Origin of the sequence: Chryseobacterium joostei (genome assembly GCF_003815775.1) — a bacterium.
GTDB lineage: Bacteria > Bacteroidota > Bacteroidia > Flavobacteriales > Weeksellaceae > Chryseobacterium > Chryseobacterium joostei.
Window position 1 is genome coordinate 3,826,100 of the sequence record NZ_CP033926.1, and the last position, 19,300, is coordinate 3,845,399.

The 19,300-nt window shown below is 35.9% G+C and carries 14 protein-coding genes; 6 read left to right on the forward strand and 8 right to left on the reverse strand.

Going from position 1 to position 19,300, the window contains the following annotated elements; translation table 11 throughout:
- Position 1: 1 nt before the first annotated feature.
- Complete coding sequence (locus tag EG359_RS17525) at positions 2-1,018, reverse strand: sugar phosphate nucleotidyltransferase (RefSeq protein WP_076357361.1); 1,017 nt, start codon at positions 1,016-1,018, stop codon at positions 2-4.
- A 153-nt stretch (positions 1,019-1,171) separates the two neighbouring features.
- A complete protein-coding gene (locus EG359_RS17530) occupies positions 1,172-2,599 on the reverse strand; it encodes an oligosaccharide flippase family protein (RefSeq protein WP_076357359.1) in 1,428 nt (475 codons plus the stop codon).
- A gap of 191 nt (positions 2,600-2,790) precedes the next feature.
- Here EG359_RS17530 and EG359_RS17535 point away from each other — a divergent pair, with 191 nt between their 5' ends.
- A complete protein-coding gene (locus tag EG359_RS17535; protein WP_076357357.1) occupies positions 2,791-4,128 on the forward strand; it encodes a dihydroorotase in 1,338 nt (445 codons plus the stop codon).
- Between the two features lie 188 nt (positions 4,129-4,316).
- Here the strand turns inward: EG359_RS17535 and EG359_RS17540 are convergent, their stop codons facing one another.
- The 3 genes from EG359_RS17540 to EG359_RS17550 form a co-directional block, all read right to left on the reverse strand.
- Positions 4,317-6,614, reverse strand: a complete 2,298-nt coding sequence (locus tag EG359_RS17540; protein ID WP_076357355.1) for a GH92 family glycosyl hydrolase — start codon at positions 6,612-6,614, stop codon at positions 4,317-4,319.
- A 71-nt stretch (positions 6,615-6,685) separates the two neighbouring features.
- The gene (locus EG359_RS17545; protein ID WP_076357353.1) at positions 6,686-7,375 is read right to left on the reverse strand and encodes a response regulator transcription factor; all 690 of its coding nucleotides are present in this window, start codon (positions 7,373-7,375) and stop codon (positions 6,686-6,688) included.
- Between the two features lie 11 nt (positions 7,376-7,386).
- The gene (locus tag EG359_RS17550) at positions 7,387-8,634 is read right to left on the reverse strand and encodes a sensor histidine kinase (RefSeq protein ID WP_076357351.1); all 1,248 of its coding nucleotides are present in this window, start codon (positions 8,632-8,634) and stop codon (positions 7,387-7,389) included.
- Positions 8,635-8,806: 172 nt separating this feature from the next.
- Here EG359_RS17550 and EG359_RS17555 point away from each other — a divergent pair, with 172 nt between their 5' ends.
- From EG359_RS17555 to EG359_RS17565, 3 genes are all read left to right on the forward strand, one after another.
- Complete coding sequence (locus EG359_RS17555) at positions 8,807-9,217, forward strand: DUF1573 domain-containing protein (RefSeq protein ID WP_076357349.1); 411 nt, start codon at positions 8,807-8,809, stop codon at positions 9,215-9,217.
- Positions 9,218-9,416: 199 nt separating this feature from the next.
- A complete protein-coding gene (locus tag EG359_RS17560; protein ID WP_076357347.1) occupies positions 9,417-10,298 on the forward strand; it encodes an SDR family oxidoreductase in 882 nt (293 codons plus the stop codon).
- 110 nt (positions 10,299-10,408) lie between these two features.
- A complete protein-coding gene (locus EG359_RS17565; protein WP_076357345.1) occupies positions 10,409-11,236 on the forward strand; it encodes an endonuclease/exonuclease/phosphatase family protein in 828 nt (275 codons plus the stop codon).
- A gap of 2 nt (positions 11,237-11,238) precedes the next feature.
- Here EG359_RS17565 and EG359_RS17570 read toward each other — a convergent pair whose 3' ends face one another.
- Together EG359_RS17570 and EG359_RS17575 are read right to left on the reverse strand one after the other, a co-directional pair.
- A complete protein-coding gene (locus tag EG359_RS17570) occupies positions 11,239-11,925 on the reverse strand; it encodes a response regulator transcription factor (protein ID WP_076357343.1) in 687 nt (228 codons plus the stop codon).
- Positions 11,915-13,258, reverse strand: a complete 1,344-nt coding sequence (locus EG359_RS17575; protein WP_084180553.1) for a sensor histidine kinase — start codon at positions 13,256-13,258, stop codon at positions 11,915-11,917. The genes EG359_RS17570 and EG359_RS17575 overlap by 11 nt, the downstream gene beginning before the upstream one ends.
- 195 nt (positions 13,259-13,453) lie before the next feature.
- On the opposite strand from EG359_RS17575, the gene EG359_RS17580 reads away from it, so the two are divergent.
- The gene (locus tag EG359_RS17580) at positions 13,454-15,823 is read left to right on the forward strand and encodes an outer membrane beta-barrel family protein (RefSeq protein ID WP_076357339.1); all 2,370 of its coding nucleotides are present in this window, start codon (positions 13,454-13,456) and stop codon (positions 15,821-15,823) included.
- 108 nt (positions 15,824-15,931) lie between these two features.
- A complete protein-coding gene (locus tag EG359_RS17585) occupies positions 15,932-17,797 on the forward strand; it encodes a M1 family metallopeptidase (protein ID WP_076357337.1) in 1,866 nt (621 codons plus the stop codon).
- 35 nt (positions 17,798-17,832) lie between these two features.
- Here the strand turns inward: EG359_RS17585 and EG359_RS17590 are convergent, their stop codons facing one another.
- A complete protein-coding gene (locus tag EG359_RS17590; protein ID WP_076357335.1) occupies positions 17,833-19,218 on the reverse strand; it encodes a phosphatase PAP2 family protein in 1,386 nt (461 codons plus the stop codon).
- Between the last annotated feature and the right edge of the window lie 82 nt (positions 19,219-19,300).

Here is a 19,300-nt window from a genome sequence, read left to right on the forward strand (position 1 = left end):
CTTATTTAGATAGGAAATCTAAAACCGAGTAATCTCCTAGGGAAATTTCTCTGGCAACCCCAAAATACTGTGCAGAATTACCAATCATAGAGTTGGATAGATTACCATGATTGATTCTTGTATTTTCCTGGATCAGAGAGTTTTCAATATTAGAGTTTACAACAGTTGTATTGTTTCCTAACGAAACTCCAGGTCCTACCTTAGAATTAGAGATCTTTACATTCTCTCCAATGAAGCATGGTGGGATAATTAATGAGTTTTCAATTACAGCTGATGCCGGGAAATGAGTCATTTCTTCTCTTTCGTATTCAAGGATTTTACTGTTGGTTTCTACAGTAGCATTTTTGTTACCACAGTCCATCCAGTCATTTACTTTTCCTAGAGTAAACTTGGCCCCTTTTGCTCTTAAGTTTTCAAGTGCTGTAGTTAATTGATATTCTCCTCCATTTTTAATATCATTTTCCATGATATAATTAATTTCGTCCATTAGCTTTTCAGCACTGTTGAAATAATAGATACCAATAATGGCAAGATCTGAAACGAAATTCTGTGGTTTTTCAACGAAATCTGTGATGAAACCATAGTTGTCTAATTTTACTACTCCGAATGCGGATGGATCTTCCACGCTTTTCACCCAGATTACTCCGTCTGAATTTTTATCCAGTTGGAAATCTGCACGGAAAAGAGTGTCGGCAAATGCAATCACCACATCTCCCTGCATAGATTGTTCAGCACATTTGATGGCGTGTGCTGTTCCAAGAGGGTCATTCTGATAATATATGCTTCCTTTTGCTCCTAGTTTCTCGGCAATCTGAATAAGAGATTTTTCAATCTCAGCTCCAAAATCTCCAATGATAAAAGCTACCTCTTCAATTTTTTCTCCTGCAACTTTAGCAATATCCTCCACTAATCTCTGTACGATAGGTTTTCCTGCGATAGGAATAAGTGGCTTGGGAACTGTAAGTGTATGTGGACGTAATCTGGAACCACGTCCAGCCATTGGAACAATAATTTTCATAGATGATATAAAGATGTTTTTTTGTTTAAATGTAGGTTATTTTTTTATTAAATATAATAAATTAAACGTTTCTCAAAAACGTAATACTTATCATATCTAATGATTCTGTTTACTATTTTTTAGGCTTAATAGTTATCAAAAGAGAGACCAATTTTAGTTTTTTCTGATTCTTGATAGAATCATGTTTTTTTCAGAATAAATCAAAATTCCTACAAATATTAAAAATAATAAATTACTGGTAAGAATATTATAGTTGAAATATTTTACAATGATAAAACTAAAAACTCCCAGCAATATGAGGAAGAAAGACATTTTCTTCATTCTGTATGGGATAGGGTAATATTTTTGACCTAGTATATAAGATATAATCATCATGATGACATAGGCTCCGAAAGTTGCCCATGCAGAACCAATCATACTGTGATAATAGCTTAATGCCAAGTAGTTTAAAGCAATATTGATACCTGCTCCAATCCATGAGATAATAGTCCCGACACTTGTTCTGTCTGTAACTTTATACCATGTGGAAAAGTTATAATATATTCCGAAGCAAAGATTTGCAACAACAATAATCGGGATGATATCTATTGCAATCCAATAAGATTTGTTAGGGATAAATACTTCTTTCAGCCAGGAGATATTCGCAATGATTCCCAAGGCAACCGCACAGGCGAAAAAAGCGAAGTATTCTGCAACTTTAGCATAAGTTTTCTTGGCATCACCCTTGTCCATTTGCTTAAAGAAGAAAGGCTCAATACCCATTCGGTAAGCTGTTACAAATAATGTCATTAGTACTGCCAGTTTATAACAGCCTCCATAGGCTCCGGCCTGTACGTCTGAAATATGATTCCTCTGGATTGATTTATCAAAATTTTCATTAACCATAAAAGCAAGACCTGCCAGCATGAGCGGGAATGAATACTTGATCATACGGCTAAATAAAGAAGTTACAAATTGGAATCTTACTTTCAATATAATAGGGAGTAATAGTAAAAAGCCTAAGGCACTTCCTGCTAAATTACTGAAGAAAGGATAATCTACACTTTGATCCAAACCAAAACTTCTGGATATATTTTCCGGGATCCAAAAGAATAAAGCTGCTGTAAAAACGGCTTGGAATATGGCTTGAACAACTCTTACTGCAGAATATTTAATAGGTTTATTATGAAAACGGAGCCATGCAAAAGGGATTACTAGCAAATTGTCGAAAAAGGCAATTAAAGCAAACCACTTAATGTATTCAGGATTGTTATGATATCCTAGATAATCAGCAATAGGCTGATTGAATAAATAGCATAACGCGAGAAATACAGTGGAAGTTGAGAACAAAAACCAAAACGATGTGTTGAAAGTTTTTTTCTCATTGTTATCTTCAGCAGAAAACCGAAAATAAGCTGTTTCAAAACCGAATGAAAGTATAATATTAACAAATGAAATCCATGCGTAAAGTTGCGTGAAAATCGCAAAACCTTCATTGGGAATTTTGTATATCAAAAGTGGATTAAGGATGAATAGGATAATTCTTGGTGCTATAGCCCCTACTCCATAAATGATTGTTTGCCCTAATAGTTTCTTATACAATTCGAAAAATTTTATGCAAATGTAAATATTTAGAAATTGATTTATTGCGAGTGATATTAAAATTCATCCATAAACCTTAATTTTGCTATTTATAGAAGCTAGATATTAGAAGTTAGAATTTAGTAATTCCATTTTTAACTTAAAAAATTCTCTAGTTTCTAGTATCTAATCTATAATTTCTAAAAAGTAAAATGAAAACCCTTATCCAAAACGTAAACATCGTAAACGAAGGAAAAGTCTTTGAGAGCGATATCTTAATAGAAAATGACTTAATTTCTAAAATAGGTTCAGGTATTGCTGAAAGTGCAGATCAAATCATTGACGGTTCCGGAAAATATCTTCTTCCGGGAGTAATTGATGACCAGGTGCATTTTCGTGATCCGGGCTTAACCCATAAAGGGGATATTGAAACTGAATCAAGATCAGCTATTGCCGGAGGGGTAACCAGCTTTATCGATCAGCCTAATACTGTTCCGAATGCTGTTACTCAGGAATTATTAGCAGACAAGTACGAAATAGCTTCTCATAAAGCTTATGCTAACTATGGTTTTATGATGGGAGGAACCAATGATAATCTTGAGGAGGTTTTAAAAACAAATCCTAGAAATGTTCCGGGAATTAAATTATTCCTAGGTTCATCTACAGGAAATATGTTGGTTGACAATCCTGAAACATTGGAAAATATTTTCAACAATACCAAAATGCTGATTGCAGTTCATTGTGAAGATGAGGCAACCATCAGAGCGAATACCCAAAAATACATGGATGAATATGGTGAAGATATCCCGGTTAAGTTTCATCACCTGATCAGAAGTGAAGAAGCTTGCTATAAATCTTCTTCCAAGGCCATTGAACTGGCTCAGAAAACAGGAGCAAGACTTCACGTTTTCCATCTTTCAACTGCTAAGGAAATGGAACTTTTCAGAAATGATATTCCTTTGAAAGATAAAAAGATTACTGCTGAGGTTTGTGTTCATCATTTAACATTTACCAATGAGGACTACGAAACAAAAGGAGGTTTAATCAAGTGGAATCCTGCTGTAAAAACACAAAAAGATAAAGATGCTCTGTGGGAAGCGCTTCTTGATGACAGAATTGACGTAATTGCTACAGACCATGCGCCACATACTGCTGAAGAAAAACAGAATGTATATACAAAATGCCCGTCAGGAGCACCATTGGTACAACATTCATTAGTTGTGATGCTGGAAAACTATAAGAATGGTAAAATTTCTCTGGAAAAAATTGTTGAAAAGATGTGTCATAACCCTGCTATTCTTTTCAGAGTAGAGAAAAGAGGATTTGTAAAAGAGGGATATAAAGCAGATCTTGTTTTGGTAGATTTAGATGAAGACTGGATTGTTTCCAAAGATAATTTACTTTACAAATGTGGTTGGAGTCCGTTGGAAGGGATGAATTTCCATTCTAAGGTTACCCATACTTTTGTAAATGGACATTTGGTATATGATAATGGGAAAATTGCAGAAGAGAAATTCGGAGAAAGATTACTTTTTGAAGCGAGAGATTAATAGTAAAATTGTAAAAAACATATTGAATACTATAAATTCAATAGGAGCGGGCTTTAGCCCGCTCTCGTTATTTATAGATCTTCCATTGGCTTTAGCCAAAACTTATTTTTAGCTCTCGCAGATCTGGGAGATTACGCAAATTTTAAAACTCAATCATCTGCTAAATCCGCAAAATCTGCGAGAATATTTTACTTCTTCGCTTTGCTTCCCATATAGAAAGTGAGCTTCCCTCCAGTCATAATTTCAGAATGCTTCAATGTGAAATTTTTAATCTCTTTTCCATTGAGAAGAACCTTTTGAACATAGACATTTTTAGGACCTTGATTTACGGCTTCAATTTCAAAGGTTTTTCCGTTTTCCAGGTTTAAAACAGCATGATCAATAGCAGGGCTTCCGATTGAATAATCTTCAGAGCCTGGTGCAACAGGATAAAAACCAAGTGAACTCAAAATATACCACGCACTCATTTGCCCGGTATCATCATTTCCACCCAATCCATCAGGAGTTGCCTTGTATTGCATTTCAAGAATGTGACGGATCTGTGATTGGGTTTTCCAGGGTTGTCCTGCCCAGTTATAAAGATAGGCTACATGATGTGCAGGTTCATTTCCGTGAACATATCCACCAATGATTCCCTCTCTTGTAATATCTTCAGTATCTGCAAAAAACTCGTCGGATAAATGCATGGAAAATAGTTCATCCAGTTTTGAAGCAAATTTCTTTTTACCTCCCATCAGCTGAATAAGCTCGTCAGGGTTTTGAGGAACAAAGAAACTGTAGTTCCATGAGTTTCCTTCAATAAAACCTTGTCCGTGGGTGCTCAGTACATCAAAATCCTTTTTGAAGCTTCCATCCGCCAGCCTTGGACGCATGAACCCTATTGTTTTGTCAAAATTATTCTTCCAGTTTTCAGAACGCTTGATAAACTGATTGTAAATTTCTGTTTCTCCCAAATATTTTGCCAATTGAGCAATAGCCCAGTCGTCATAAGCATACTCTAAGGTGTTTGAAACTGAAGTTCCACTTTTTTCAGCGGGAATATAACCTAGATCAATGTATTGCCCGATGCCTTCATAATCTCTTTTGTTGGCCGTTTCTATACAGGCTTTCAGCGCTTCTTTAGGATCACCGTTATAATTTCCTTTGATAATGGCGTCTGCGACAACACTTACACTATGATAACCACTCATACACCAGTTGTCATTGGCATAATGTGACCAAATCGGTAACATTTTCATGGAAAATTGATCGTAGTGGGCCATCATTGATCTCACCATGTCATTATTTCTCTTGGGCTGGATGATATTAAAGAAAGGATGTAGGGCTCTATATGTATCCCATAAAGAGAATGTAGTATAATTGGTAAAACCGTTTGCTTTATGGACATTTTGATCCAAGCCTTTGTACTCTCCGTTAGCATCCATATAAACCGTAGGGTTGATAAAGGTATGATATATGGCCGTATAAAAATTGGTTTTTTCTGTTTCGGAACCTTTGATGACAATTTTATTTAATTCCTTGTTCCAGTTTTCCTGTGCCAGTGCTTTCACCTGATCAAAAGATAAATTTTCGGTTTCCTTCTCAAGGTTTTCCATGGCATTGGCTTGACTTACTGGTGAGATCGCAAGTTTAACTTCAATTGCCTCATTTTCCTGAGTGTCAAAATCAAAATACATTTTCAGATTCTTACCGGCGATTTCCGGAAAGTTTTTGGTTTGATCAAATTTTCTCCAAAATCCTTTATAGACTTGCTTTTCATCATAATTTTTCTGGCCATAAGACTTGAATGGCTTTGAAAATTTCATTGCAAAATAAACGGTTCTGGTTCTTGCCCAGCCATTAGTTTGTCGATATCCTGTGATAGTATTGCCATTTTCTACACGAACGTAGGTCCAGACGTTTTTTCCATCATAGTTGTAAATACCTGCCATCATATCCAAAATAATATGGGACTGATCAGATTTTGGAAAGGTATAACGATGAACGCCAACCCTTGTTGTTGCCGTTAATTCTGCAAGAATATTATGATCATCAAGTTTTACTTTGTAGTATCCGGCTTCTGCCGTTTCATTTTGGTGGGTAAATTTACTTCTGTAGCCATTTTCCGGATGGGAAGCCGTTCCGGGATTAAGTTGGAGCTTTCCAGCGGTAGGCATGATAAGAAAATCTCCCAAATCCGAATGTCCAGTACCGCTAAAGTGAGTAGAACTAAAGCCTACAATGGTTTTGTCTTCGTAACGGTATCCTGCGCAATATTTATAAACCTCACCATTATATTTTCCGTTAAGCTCATAGGAAATACTATCTGTTTCGGGGCTTAACTGAACTGCTCCAAAGGGTACTGTAGCACCTGGATAGGTGTGTCCCATTTTTTCAGTTCCAATAAGAGGATTGACATATTGTATTAATTTTTCAAATTTTTGAGCTTTATAATGTAAGCTGAAAAATAAAAGAAACAGAAAAGCAGTTGTTCTGTGATTTTTCATTAATGATCGGTTTTCAAAGATTAAAATTAATTAAAATCATCATTTACTGATTTATTTTAGACAAAATTTGTTTAGTATTTATTCTTTTCAGAAAAGCGGAAACCTATTCCATGCAGGTTTTCGATCAGTATATTTTGTTCATCAGCCAGAACTTTTCGTAATCTGGAAATAAATACATCCAGACTTCGCCCCATAAAATAGTCATCATCGCCCCAAATAGCTTTCAGGATATCCTGTCTTTTCAGAACTGTATTTTTATGACGGATAAAATATAAAAGCAGTTCCGATTCTCTTTGGGTAAGGCTAATGGTATGGGTCGTATCCTGTAAAGTATAGTTTTTAGGATCAAAGTCATATTTCCCGACCTTATAGTTTGAGGAATGAGTGTTGGTTTTCTTTGAACGTTTCAGGAAAACTTCAATTTTCAGAATCAGTTCTTCTATGCTGAATGGTTTTACCAGATAGTCATCGGCTCCAATTTTAAGCCCTTTGATACGGTCTTCCTTTAAAGCTTTTGCTGAAATAAAAATAATAGGAATATCAGAGTTTTTACTACGGATTTGCTCGGCCACTTCAAACCCGTTCAGTTCGGGCATCATAATATCCAAAAGGCAGATATCAAAACCTTGGCTGTTGAAAGCTTCAAGTGCAGATTTTCCATCCGAATAGCAGTTGATGTCATAATAAGTTTCCAGGCTGTCCTGTATCAGGAAAGCGATGGTTTCGTCATCTTCCGCATATAAAATTTTAGATTTCTCCATACATATTCAATTTAAAACGGGAAAAAGAGAGTGGTGGTAATTCCTGTATCTGCATTGTTCTCAACGGAAATTCTCCAGTTATGCTGCTGAACAACTTTCTTTACGTAAAATAATCCTAGTCCAAAACCATTAACCTCCTCACTTCTTTTTGTATTTACTCTGTAAAACTTTTCAAAAATATGAGGAATGTTTTTAGCAGGAATACCGATCCCATTATCTTTAAACTTTAAATATAAACCTTTTGAATCTTTATAGGATGAAATGACAATAGCCGGCTTGGTTTCACAATACTTAATAGAATTATCTAAAATGTTATAAATGATATTCGTAAAATGAAATTCATCAGCCATTATTGAAGTACTGTTATCAATCTCTATTTGGATGCTGAGGTCTTTGTCCTTTTGTAGCATAGCATCGGCAATCTCCTGAATAAAAGGAAGGAGGATGATTTTTTGAGGCTTTAATGACATTCCCGAAGCATCATTTTTAGCAAGATTCAATATCTTTTCAATGTGGCTGTTAAGCTTGTAGCTTTGATCGATAATGATAGAAGTATAGGTTTGCAGTTTAGTGTTTTCCTTTACTGCTTCCTGTTTGTTAAGCGCTTCTGATGCTAACAGAATTGAAGATAAAGGAGTTTTAAACTCATGCGTCATATTATTAATGAAATCACGCTGCAGCTCCGAGAATTTTTTCTGCTGAATGATTGTATATATGGAATACACATACACCAAAAGAATGATGATAAGGGCAAATGTAAGCAAATACCAGAATCTTAATGAGCTGATCAGATACGTGGTTTTATCAGGAAAACGTATGGAAAAATAATAGATCAGGTTTTTATGTTTTGGAAAATTGATCACCTTGTTACTTGGACTTTCCTGATGGGTAGTCATATATTTTCCATAAATCATTTTATCACTGTGGCAGTTGTACAGCGCATATACATAATCGGTATTGATTTGAAAACGGGTGAATTCTGTTTTCAGATAATACTCAAGAACTACAGGATGGAATTCATTATTAATATTAACCACATAATAATCATTGGCAATATTCTGTACAGGGTTTTCAGTAAAAGAATTTTTCCCTCCGGATAACTTTTCTGCGACCTCCATTAAGGCAATATTTACTTTTTGATCGAATTTCTTATCTTCAAGATTATAAGCCTGGCGGGTCCACATCAGCTGAGCTATTAAAATTCCAATAATAGCTATAAACCCCAGCGTAATGATGATATTGAGTTTTTTGATTTTCATTTTCCGGAACAATATTATCCAAAAATATCTATTAATCTTTTATCATTAACAACTTGTTAACAAATGTTTGATAGCAGTTAACAAGTTGTATGGCTCATCTGCTTTACATTTGTTATATCATAAAGAGAATAACAGTTCCCTTTATTATTTCTAACTATTAAAATTTATACTCATGAAAAAATTAAAGATTACAGCACTTTTAGCAGTTTTAGCTTTCTCTCCATTTTACGCCAATGTATTTTCAGGTGAAGCTTCTTCAATCGTAAAGATGGTTGCTGATGCTATCAAATGGAAATCAGAATCTATAGATGTAGGAAATATTCCTCAGGGGAAACCAAAAATCATCAGATTTGAATTTACCAATACAAGTTCAAAACCAATTATTATCCAAAATGTTGCTCCTTCATGTGGATGTACAACCGCAGATTATACTAAAACTCCTATTCAGCCGGGAAAAAAAGGATTTGTAGAAGCTAGTTACAATGCTGCAGCGGCAGGCCCGTTTATGAAAACGGTAAACGTTACAACGAGCGAAAGCAAAACTCCTAAAACACTTTCTTTTAAAGGAACAGTTACTTCATAACTCATATTTCAATATTAATTAAAAGCCGTTTCATCATCTGTGAAACGGCTTTTTTCTTATTACTATCTCCTGCATAATTTTAAAAGATGACAGGAAGAATAATTATATTAAATTTACATACAAAGTATCATTGATTTTCTATGGGAATCTTTTACAGCCTGTAGAATTTATATTATATATTTATTAAAATAATTAAATTATGAGCATGTATACACAACCAATGTTGCGCGAAGGTGCACTAAAAGATAAAGTAGCAATCGTAACCGGAGGCGGAAGCGGTCTTGGGAAAGCAATGACTAAATATTTCCTTGAACTGGGTGCCAATGTGGTAATTACTTCCAGAAATCTGGAAAAACTACAGGCTGCAGCAAAAGAACTGGAAGATGAAACAGGTGGAAAAGTTCTTTGCGTTGCGTGTGATGTAAGAAACTGGGATGAGGTGGAAGCCATGAAAGAAGCTACCTTAAAGGAGTTCGGTAAAATTGATATTCTATTAAACAATGCTGCAGGAAACTTTATTTCTCCAACAGAAAAGTTAACGCATTCTGCCTTTGATTCTATTTTGGATATTGTTTTAAAAGGAACGAAAAACTGTACCCTTTCTGTAGGAAAACATTGGATAGATTCTAAAACACCAGGAACAGTGCTTAATATTGTAACGACATATGCATGGACGGGGTCGGCTTATGTAGTACCATCTGCCTGTGCAAAAGCAGGGGTTTTGGCAATGACAAGATCTTTGGCGGTAGAATGGGCAAAGTATGGTATTCGTTTCAATGCAATTGCTCCGGGACCTTTCCCTACAAAAGGAGCCTGGGACAGACTTCTTCCGGGAGATCTTCAGGAAAAATTTGATATGAAGAAAAAAGTTCCTTTGAGAAGAGTAGGGGAGCATCAGGAGCTGGCTAACCTTGCCGCTTACCTTGTTTCAGATTATTCAGCGTATATGAATGGGGAAGTGGTAACTATTGATGGTGGCGAATGGCTTCAGGGAGCAGGAGAGTTTAATATGCTTGAAGCAATCCCAAGTGAAATGTGGGATGCATTGGAGGCCATGATTAAATCAAAGAAATCAAACTAGATTAAAGTAAGGTTTTTAGTACCTGCAATAATTTAACAATATAATGATGTAAATAAGACTTCTCTGTGACAGGGAAGTCTTATTTTTGTCTCAAATTGATAAAATAGACTATGAATTTCAGATTTTCAATCGTATTCCTTATGCTTTTTGCATTGGGATTTTCGCAGGACCTTACAGTGATGAGTTTTAATATCAGGCTTAATGTCGCATCTGATAAGGAAAATGCATGGCCGGAAAGAAAACAGGATGTTTCCGATTTACTGACTTATTATCACCCTGATTATTTTGGAGTTCAGGAAGCGCTTCCTGAACAAATGAAAGACATCAAAAGCGGATTAAAAAACTACGATTATATTGGCGTGGGAAGAGATGATGGCAAGGAAAAAGGAGAGTTTTCTGCTGTTTTTTATGATACTAACAGATTAGACGTTGTAAAATCAGGGACGTTCTGGTTATCAGAAACTCCTGAAAAACCATCAAAAGGCTGGGATGCTGCTTTGAATAGAATCTGCACCTATGCCATCTTCAAGGATAAAAAGTCAAAGAAAGAATTTCTTGCCATGAATATTCACTTCGATCATATTGGAAATGTAGCAAGAGTGAAATCCTCTGAACTTATTCTGAAAAAAATCAAGGAACTTAATCCAGGAAATCTGCCGGTAACATTAAGCGGAGACTTTAACCTTACAGATGATACAGAACCTGTTAAGATTCTTTCCCAAAATATGAAAGATACTTTTTATCATTCGGAGACCAAACATTATGGACCTGTAGGAACTTTTACGGCCTTTAATGTAAATGAAGTTCCAAAAGAAAGAATTGACTATATTTTTACAAAGGACTTTAAGATAAAATCTCACCGACACATTAATGACAGAAGAGAGAATCTCCTTTATCCGTCGGATCATTTTCCGGTGATTGTGGATCTTTCCTTTTAAGATTAATTTGTTGGGAAATCAACTTCAAATCCAATTCCTCTCAGCGATTGGATTTTTACTTCCGGGTCGTTGCTGAAATATTTCCTCAATCTGCTGATAAATACATCCAGACTTCTTCCTGTAAAATAATCATTGGTTTCCCAAAGGTTATCAAGAATGTTATCTCTTGTTATCATGGAATGATTGTGCTTCAGTAAATATAAAAGAAGTTCCTGCTCCCGAACCGTGAGGCGTACATTTCCGTCGGGATGAGACAGTGAAAGTTTCTGAGTGTCCAGTAAATATTGCCCGATTTTTATTTGAATTTCAGTAATTGGAGGAGAAATTCTTTTCAAAATGTTTTTAATCCTTAGAACCAGTTCTTCCGGATCACATGGTTTGGCAATATAATCATCCGCACCTATTTTCAATCCGGTTAACCTATCGATCTTCTGATTTTTAGCCGTTAAAAATAAAATGGGAAAATTATTTTTCTCCTTGAGGATCATTTTGGCAAGAGAAAAGCCGTCGATATTAGGCATCATTACATCTAAAATAGCGATCTGAAAAGGGAAGTCTGAGGAAAGAAGTTCAACAACATCTTCGGGGTTCTGAAACCAGCTGACCTCAAAATCTTCTAGTTCAAGATATTGCTTAAGGATCATTCCGAAATCCGGATCATCTTCTGCTAATAGGATCTTAGTTTTCATAGGGAATGGTTATTTTAAAAGTACTTCCGGCTCCAGGCTTACTGGAAACATCTATTTTACCGCTATAGGTTGTAATTATTTTTTTTACAAAATAAAGTCCGAGCCCAAGCCCCTTACTGTTGTGGATGTTATTGGACTGTATTCTGTAGAATTTTTCAAAAATGTTTGTTAGTTCCTTGCTTTCCATGCCTTGGCCATTATCAGAAATTTCAATATTCAGATTTTGGGTAGAGGTATCGGTATTTATTTTCACAAAGGATGCTCCATATTTGATGCTGTTTTCACAAAGGTTTTTAATGACAGTCTCCATTAGGTTTTTATCAAAGGGCAGTTTTTCTGAGACTTTATTTTCAACTTTAAAATCTATTTGAGGATATGTAAAAGCCAGATCCTGAATGAAAAAATCCCAGTCTTTAGGCTCTATGGCAACTACCTCATCGGGTATTTCATCTTTATGGAGCTGTATCATTAGACTTTCAAGTCGGGCAATCTGCCTGTCAATAAGCGGAAGCGTTTCTGAATTCCAGCCTTTTTTTAAAGTCTTGGAAGCTATTTTTAATGTAGCAATCGGAGTCTTAAACTCATGGGAAATATTATCCACAACGGTGTGGAGAACTTCTACCTGTTTCTGCTGGCGGGCTAGATTTTTAACGGTGAAAATATAAAGTAAGAGCACACTTGCGAGGATGGCGGCACAGCATATGGTGAGCAGAGCAAGCTCTTTAAATATGATGGTTTTGATATTTAAAATCTCGAAACCGGTATTGCTTTTCAGAAGAAAAGAGTCATTTCGGCCGGGAGTGTTATCATTAGTCGTGGATTTTGATGTAGTTTCCCATTTACTTGTATTGGAGATTTTAGGATTGGAAACTTTGTTTCGGGTTTCATACAGGGTGATTGGCTGATCAATCAGGCGGGTGCTGTCAGGGGTATAAATGATGGAAATGTATTCTGTTTTCGTAGCAATTTCATAACCTTCTTTTTTAAAACTTGCATCTACGTAGTCGCTGAGATACTTTTCATTTTCCTTTCTGTTTTTATTAAAGTACTCCAGAAAATCTTTTTTACTGATCTTTTTATCAAGATATCGAATTAAGATTTTCTGAATGGTATCATCTGTTCTACTTTTGATACCACCCAGATCTTCCAGTCTGTCGGTATAGTTGGTAAGTCTTGCATGAACATCTCTGTAGATCTCGCGTTCCTTTACCTGATATGTCTTGTACATAAAATAAGCCTGTATTCCTAACAGAAGAAGGAACAGGGTAGCGAAAAGAGCAATAAGGTTTTTACTTTTGGAAATCATTGATAACAAAGATAAAGATTTAACCATTTTATTGGCGTTGTATTTTGCTATTAACCTTTCATTAACCTGATTTTTCGAGTTCAGATTTTTCCTTTTAAAGGAGAAAAAGACGTTAACCCATCATTAACCTTTCGTTAACCGAAATTCTCCTGTTCAATATGGAATTTTGCTCCGTAAAACAAGAATAGCTATTGTTTTTCCTCATTCTTTAAAAATATAATCATGAACAAAATTATTCTTTTTCTGTGTTTTCCGATGTTGGTATTGGCCCAGAAACAAAAACTTGCGGGAACAGTTGTGAACACTGAGAATGAAAAAATTTCAGCAGCACAAATAGAGCTGTACGATTCGCAGGATAAATTAATCCAGGAGCTGAAAACGGATGCTAAAGGTGGGTTTATCTTGGAGGATATTCCTGAACAGAATATTAAACTTGTTGTAAAAAATGAAGGGTATTCTTTATTTGAAAAGAAGCTGGATCTGGAAAAACCAGAAGCTTTACAAATCATTCTTAAAAAAGAATCCCAAGAGATTGGAGAGGTTGTAATGACCAAGCGAAAACCATTGGTAAAACGAAAAGTAGACCGACTGGAGTTTAATGTGGAAAACAGTAACATTTCATCATTGAATGCATGGGAAATTTTGAAAAATACACCTGGTGTTACAGCCAATAATAATGTACTCGCTGTGAAAGGCAGTACAGGAATTTTGGTAACCATTAATGATAAAAAAGTCATGCTGACGGGTGATGAACTCAAAAATCTTTTGGAAAATACTCAGGGAGATGAGGTGAAGTCTGTGGAAGTAATTACCAACCCACCCGCAAAATATGAAGCTTCTGGAAGTTCGGTCCTGAACATTATTATGAAGAAGAACAAGATTGAGGGCTATCGTGGTATTGTGTCTTCAAAATATGTTCAGACCCAATATGCAAAGGCTGTTTTTGGGCTGTCTCAATATTATAAAAAGGATAAATTTTCCATTATGGGAAGCTATTATAAAGGAATGGGAACCTACTACCGAGAGGGATTAGACTATGTTAATTATCCCGAAAGCCAGACCAGATGGATGAGTACAATGAATAGAAAGGATAAAAACACTAACCAGAATACCCTGAATTTTAATGTAGAATATGAATTGGACAGCTTGACCAATCTAAGCCTCAACTATTCAGGGTATTTTTCTCCAAAGTCTTATGGAACGTATGATGTGCCTACATTGATTTACAATAATCAGGATGTTGTTGAGTCTGATTATAGAACACTAAACGACCATCACTCTCGCTCCATTAATAATTCAGTCAGTTTTCAGATAGACAGGAAATTGAATAAAAAGAGCAGTCTGTCATGGATCAATTATTTTACAGGAAATAATGCCAGTAAATATCAGAATGTAGTTACACACCTAAACTTTGCGGGAGAGCCGCCAAGAGAAGATAATTTCATGACCCAAAATAAAGCAGATGTACAATTGTATTCTACTCAGGTAGATTATCAATGGAAAGGAGAGAAGTTGGAATTTGAATCCGGAACAAAATATAGTTTCGTGAAAACAAACAGCAAACTAGATTTTTCTGATAATCAAAATGGAGTATTAGAATACAGACCAGAGAAAAGCAGTATTTTTGATTACAAGGAGCATAATTTTGCTCTGTATTCCTCACTTTCTTACAATATCGGAAAATGGAATTTTAAAGGTGGGCTTCGTGCAGAAATGACAGATCTTGAGGGGATAGTTTCAGAGCCATATGATCAAAACAAAAATAATTACTGGAGCTTTTTTCCTACTTTTTATGCACAATATACTACAGAAAATAAGCAGGAGTTTGGGTTCTCTTATGGAAAACGCATCAGCAGGCCATCCTATTCATGGTTGAATCCGGCAAAATCTTATTATAACCTCTTTTCATACTATCAGGGTGACCCGCAATTAAAAGCAACCATTACTCATAATCTAAATCTAACCTATTCATGGAAAAACTGGAATCTGGATTTATACTATCGCAAGGAACAATTCCCATCTATGGAGATCTCATATCAGGAGCCGGAGACCAATAGTGTGATCTATCATTTTACAAATATAGAAAAGGGAGAGGCTTTCGGTTTAAACTTATATAAAAACTTTCAGGTGAAGCCTTGGTGGAATATCATTCTATCCGAAAACCTGGAACACAATGAAAATTATTTCAAAGGGGTTGATGGAATGCTGTACAAGAACAAGGTTTGGAACTGGGAATCCAGTATTTCCACAAGCTTCACTTTAGATAAGAACAGTGACTGGAAAATGGAAGTGGGACATCGTTATTATTCTCCATCAATACAGGGAACCTTCAGGATTTCCAGTGCATGGTCTGCTTATTTTGTGATGAACCGGAAATTCCTTAATAAAAAACTGGAAGCAAGTTTAATCGTTAGTGATATTTTCAGAACAACAGGTCAAAAGATTGTTACCAAATATGCCAATCAGGATAATTACTTTAGGGACTATACAGATACCCAGGGTTTTACTCTTTCATTAAAATTCAACTTTGGGAACCAGTCTGTGAAAAATGCCAAGACCATAAAAAAGACATCAGAACAGGATCGACTTTAGGATAATTTAAATAAAAACCCAATTATCATAAAACATTATTACAAAAGAAATTACCACCCAGTGTCACATTTTCGTTATTTTTGATACCTATCTTTAAAAAAGATCATTATGAAGAGAATTTTTTCCGGAGTGCTGGTGGTTGTTTCGTTGCTACAGTTGTCTGCTCAGGAGCTGTATATGCCGAGAAATATTAAAAAAGCCTATGAAAATGGGACCCGTGATATTTCCGGAGCGCCGGGTAAGAACTATTGGCAAAATAAAGGAATTTACAATGTTGAAGTAAAAGTGGATGCCGGTACAAAGGTAGTTTCCGGAAAAGAAACGATTGTTTATACAAACAACAGTCCGGATAATCTCAATGAATTGGCGATACGATTCGTTAATAATCTACACAAGCCACAATCACCAAGATCTGGGTCGGTTTCCAGTGATTTTTTGTCCTCAGGACTTAAGATTAAATCATTTGTTGTCAATGGTGAAAAATATGATATCAACAGCGATGATTGGGGAACTGTTGAAAAAGTAAAACTAAAATCAGAATTAAAATCAAAGTCAAAAGCTGAGGTTAAGATCGAATGGGAATACCCACTTTCTGTACAGAGTGGGAGAGAAGGGCAAATTGATCCTGAAACATTCTATGTAGCCTATTCTTTTCCAAGAATTTCTGTATATGATGACTACAACGGATGGGACATGCTCCCCCATTCTGACAGACAGGAATTTTATAATGATTTTAATGACTACAGCTTTGCTATCACAGCACCAAAAAACTATGTGGTGTGGGCAACCGGAGATTTTTTAAATCCTGAAGCTGTACTTCAGCCTGAATATTTGAAAAGATATAAAGCTTCATTAAAGAGCGATAAGGTAATGCATATTGCTACAGAACAAGAAATGAAGTCGGGTAAAGTTACCCAGCAGAATAAATGGAATGTATGGAAGTTCAAAGCCAATCATATTACAGATTTTTGCTTTGCCCTAAGTAATCATTATGTATGGGATGCTGCAAGTGTTCAGTTGAAAACAAAAAGAGCGAGTGTGCAATCAGGATATAAAGCCGGAGCAAAGGATTTTGAGCAGTATGTAGATTGGATGCGCTATAATCTGGATTGGTTTTCCAAAAAATGGCCGGGCGTAGAATACCCTTATAATGTAATGACGGCTATTCAGGGGTATGCTGATATGGAATATCCAATGATGATTAATGATTCCAGTATTCCGGATAACTTACAGGATGCCAGACTTACTGCAGATCATGAAATTGCCCATACTTATTTCCCTTTCTATATGGGGATTAACGAAACGAGGTATGCATTTATGGATGAAGGATGGGCGACTACCTTGGAGTATTTAATTGGAATTGATGAAAATGGTGAGGCTGCTGCAAAGGAATTTTATAAAAACTTTCGGGTGAAAAAGTGGATTAATGATCCATCAGCAGAACAGGATCAGCCTATTATTACAATGAGTACACAGGTAAGTGGTTCAGGCTACGGAAACAATTCTTACGTAAAGTCATCCTTATCCTACCTTGCATTGAAGGATTATCTTGGTGATGAATTGTTCAAAAAAGCATTACACCATTATATGGATAACTGGAACGGAAAACATCCTGTTCCTTGGGATTACTTTAATTCTATGAATACAGGTTCCGAAAAAAATCTAAACTGGTTTTTTCACAATTGGTTTTATACCAATAATTATATTGATTTAAAAGTTGCCGGAGCATCACAGATGAATGACTTGCTTACTGTGAATGTAGCGAATGTAGGAGGTTTTGCCATTCCATTTGATGCTATTCTAACCTATGAAGATGGGAGTACTGAAAAACTTCATTTTTCACCATCGGTTTGGGAAAAAGATCAAAAACTGACAGATCTTGTGATTCCTATTAAGAAAAAAGTAAAATCGGTATCCTTGGATGGAGATCTTTTCATGGATTATACACCGGGAGATAACAATAAAACCTTATAAAAGTAAAAGCCTTCAAATCTGAAGGCTTTTTATTTTTAAAAATAGGCGGTCAATCTTAAACCAAGGGTAACGTAATTTATTTTTTCCTTGGCTATCATATGATTGAGTTCCTCGTTCAGTTCTTCGTTCTCCTGTATGGCATCACTAAAACGATAACGGATGGTAGATTTGATCTCGTTGTAATCGGTATAGAAAGTTAGTCCTAATCCTGGGTTAAATTTGTAAGTTATAGAAGCACCGGTATTCCAACGGAAAGCAGGTTTGGGTTTGTATCGTGCGATTTCGAGTTGATGGTTGGGACTGTCTATGCTGTCACTTTTGATAAATACTTTTCCACTGGCAGTAGCAGAGTATCCAGCAGTTGCTTTTAAGGTAAGTTGCCATTTATCCGAAAACTCATGTGAGAAATAAGGACCTATTCCTGCTCCCAGAAAGCCTAGAGACTGTGTTATAATTTCGTGTTCTCCATAGTTATCCCCATCATCAAGGTTTACTTTCATAGGTTTTATAGGGAAGCTGCTGAAGCTAAAGTCACCACCTACACCCCATTTTTTTGAAAAGAAATAAGCACCTTCAAGCCCTCCTTCAAAACCAATTTGCTTCTTGTCGTCAAGCTCTGATTCTTTTAAAAAGTTTGTGGTGCCAAAGGTTGTACCAAGTTTTATTGCCAGGAAAGAAGGGTAATCGTTCCCTTGTATTCTGGACAGCATACTTAAGTTATCTCCTTTATTTTTATATATTTTATCTATAAAGAAATATCCTAGCTCCGTAGAAATAATACCGATTCCGGCTCCGGCCAGAATATCAGGGAGCCAATGTCTGTTGTTGAGGTTTCTACCAAGCCCTGTAAGTGTTGCTGATCCGTATCCTGCAATACTATAAGCTGGGTTTACCATACCATACTCTTTGTGTAGGAAGCTGGCGTTGGTGAAGGCCATAGCAGCATGCCCCGATGGGAATGAATTATTTTTAGAGCCGTCTGGGCGTTCGACTTTTGCGGTGTATTTAATGGAGTTCACAAGGATTCCCATGATCACTAAACTAGCTCCATAGGACAAGGTTGCTCTTCCTAGATTATTTCTTCCCTTTACGCCCCCTAGTTTCAATCCGTAAACAGCTACAGCTGGGGCATATTGAAGGTAATCGTCATATTTTACCTTAAAGGCAGGTAAGTAGCGGTTACGAACTTCACGGATGTTCTCCTTTTCTCCCCAAGTTGCTGCGGCAGCTGCAAAAAGTAGTGTAGGCGCAACTGATTTTTTCACCCATTCTTTCTTCAAAAATGGTGTTTTTTCCTGGATTGAAGTATTTGAATTAAGTAAAGCAATGTCTTCCTTAAGATTTCTAGATTGAACAGTGTCCTGTGCTTTGTAACTATGTAATTGTAATAGTATACCCGATGCTAGGGCCAATTTTTTCATCCTTGTGGTCCTTAAATTTAAATTGCGTAAAAATATTAAAAAAATCTATCCCAAATGCGGAATAGATTTTAAATATTATTTA

What these genes read in the sequence shown, in the direction of transcription:
- EG359_RS17525 (WP_076357361.1), bottom strand. Translation starts at nt 1,018, where the DNA reads ATGAAAATTATTGTTCCAATGGCTGGACGTGGTTCCAGATTACGTCCA.
- EG359_RS17570 (WP_076357343.1), bottom strand. Translation starts at nt 11,925, where the DNA reads ATGAAAACTAAGATCCTATTAGCAGAAGATGATCCGGATTTCGGAATG.
- EG359_RS17585 (WP_076357337.1), top strand. Translation starts at nt 15,932, where the DNA reads ATGAAGAGAATTTTTTCCGGAGTGCTGGTGGTTGTTTCGTTGCTACAG.
- EG359_RS17555 (WP_076357349.1), top strand. Translation starts at nt 8,807, where the DNA reads ATGAAAAAATTAAAGATTACAGCACTTTTAGCAGTTTTAGCTTTCTCT.
- EG359_RS17580 (WP_076357339.1), top strand. Translation starts at nt 13,454, where the DNA reads ATGAACAAAATTATTCTTTTTCTGTGTTTTCCGATGTTGGTATTGGCC.
- EG359_RS17590 (WP_076357335.1), bottom strand. Translation starts at nt 19,218, where the DNA reads ATGAAAAAATTGGCCCTAGCATCGGGTATACTATTACAATTACATAGT.
- EG359_RS17545 (WP_076357353.1), bottom strand. Translation starts at nt 7,375, where the DNA reads ATGGAGAAATCTAAAATTTTATATGCGGAAGATGACGAAACCATCGCT.
- EG359_RS17560 (WP_076357347.1), top strand. Translation starts at nt 9,417, where the DNA reads ATGAGCATGTATACACAACCAATGTTGCGCGAAGGTGCACTAAAAGAT.
- EG359_RS17575 (WP_084180553.1), bottom strand. Translation starts at nt 13,258, where the DNA reads ATGGTTAAATCTTTATCTTTGTTATCAATGATTTCCAAAAGTAAAAAC.
- EG359_RS17540 (WP_076357355.1), bottom strand. Translation starts at nt 6,614, where the DNA reads ATGAAAAATCACAGAACAACTGCTTTTCTGTTTCTTTTATTTTTCAGC.
- EG359_RS17550 (WP_076357351.1), bottom strand. Translation starts at nt 8,634, where the DNA reads ATGAAAATCAAAAAACTCAATATCATCATTACGCTGGGGTTTATAGCT.
- EG359_RS17535 (WP_076357357.1), top strand. Translation starts at nt 2,791, where the DNA reads ATGAAAACCCTTATCCAAAACGTAAACATCGTAAACGAAGGAAAAGTC.
- EG359_RS17565 (WP_076357345.1), top strand. Translation starts at nt 10,409, where the DNA reads ATGAATTTCAGATTTTCAATCGTATTCCTTATGCTTTTTGCATTGGGA.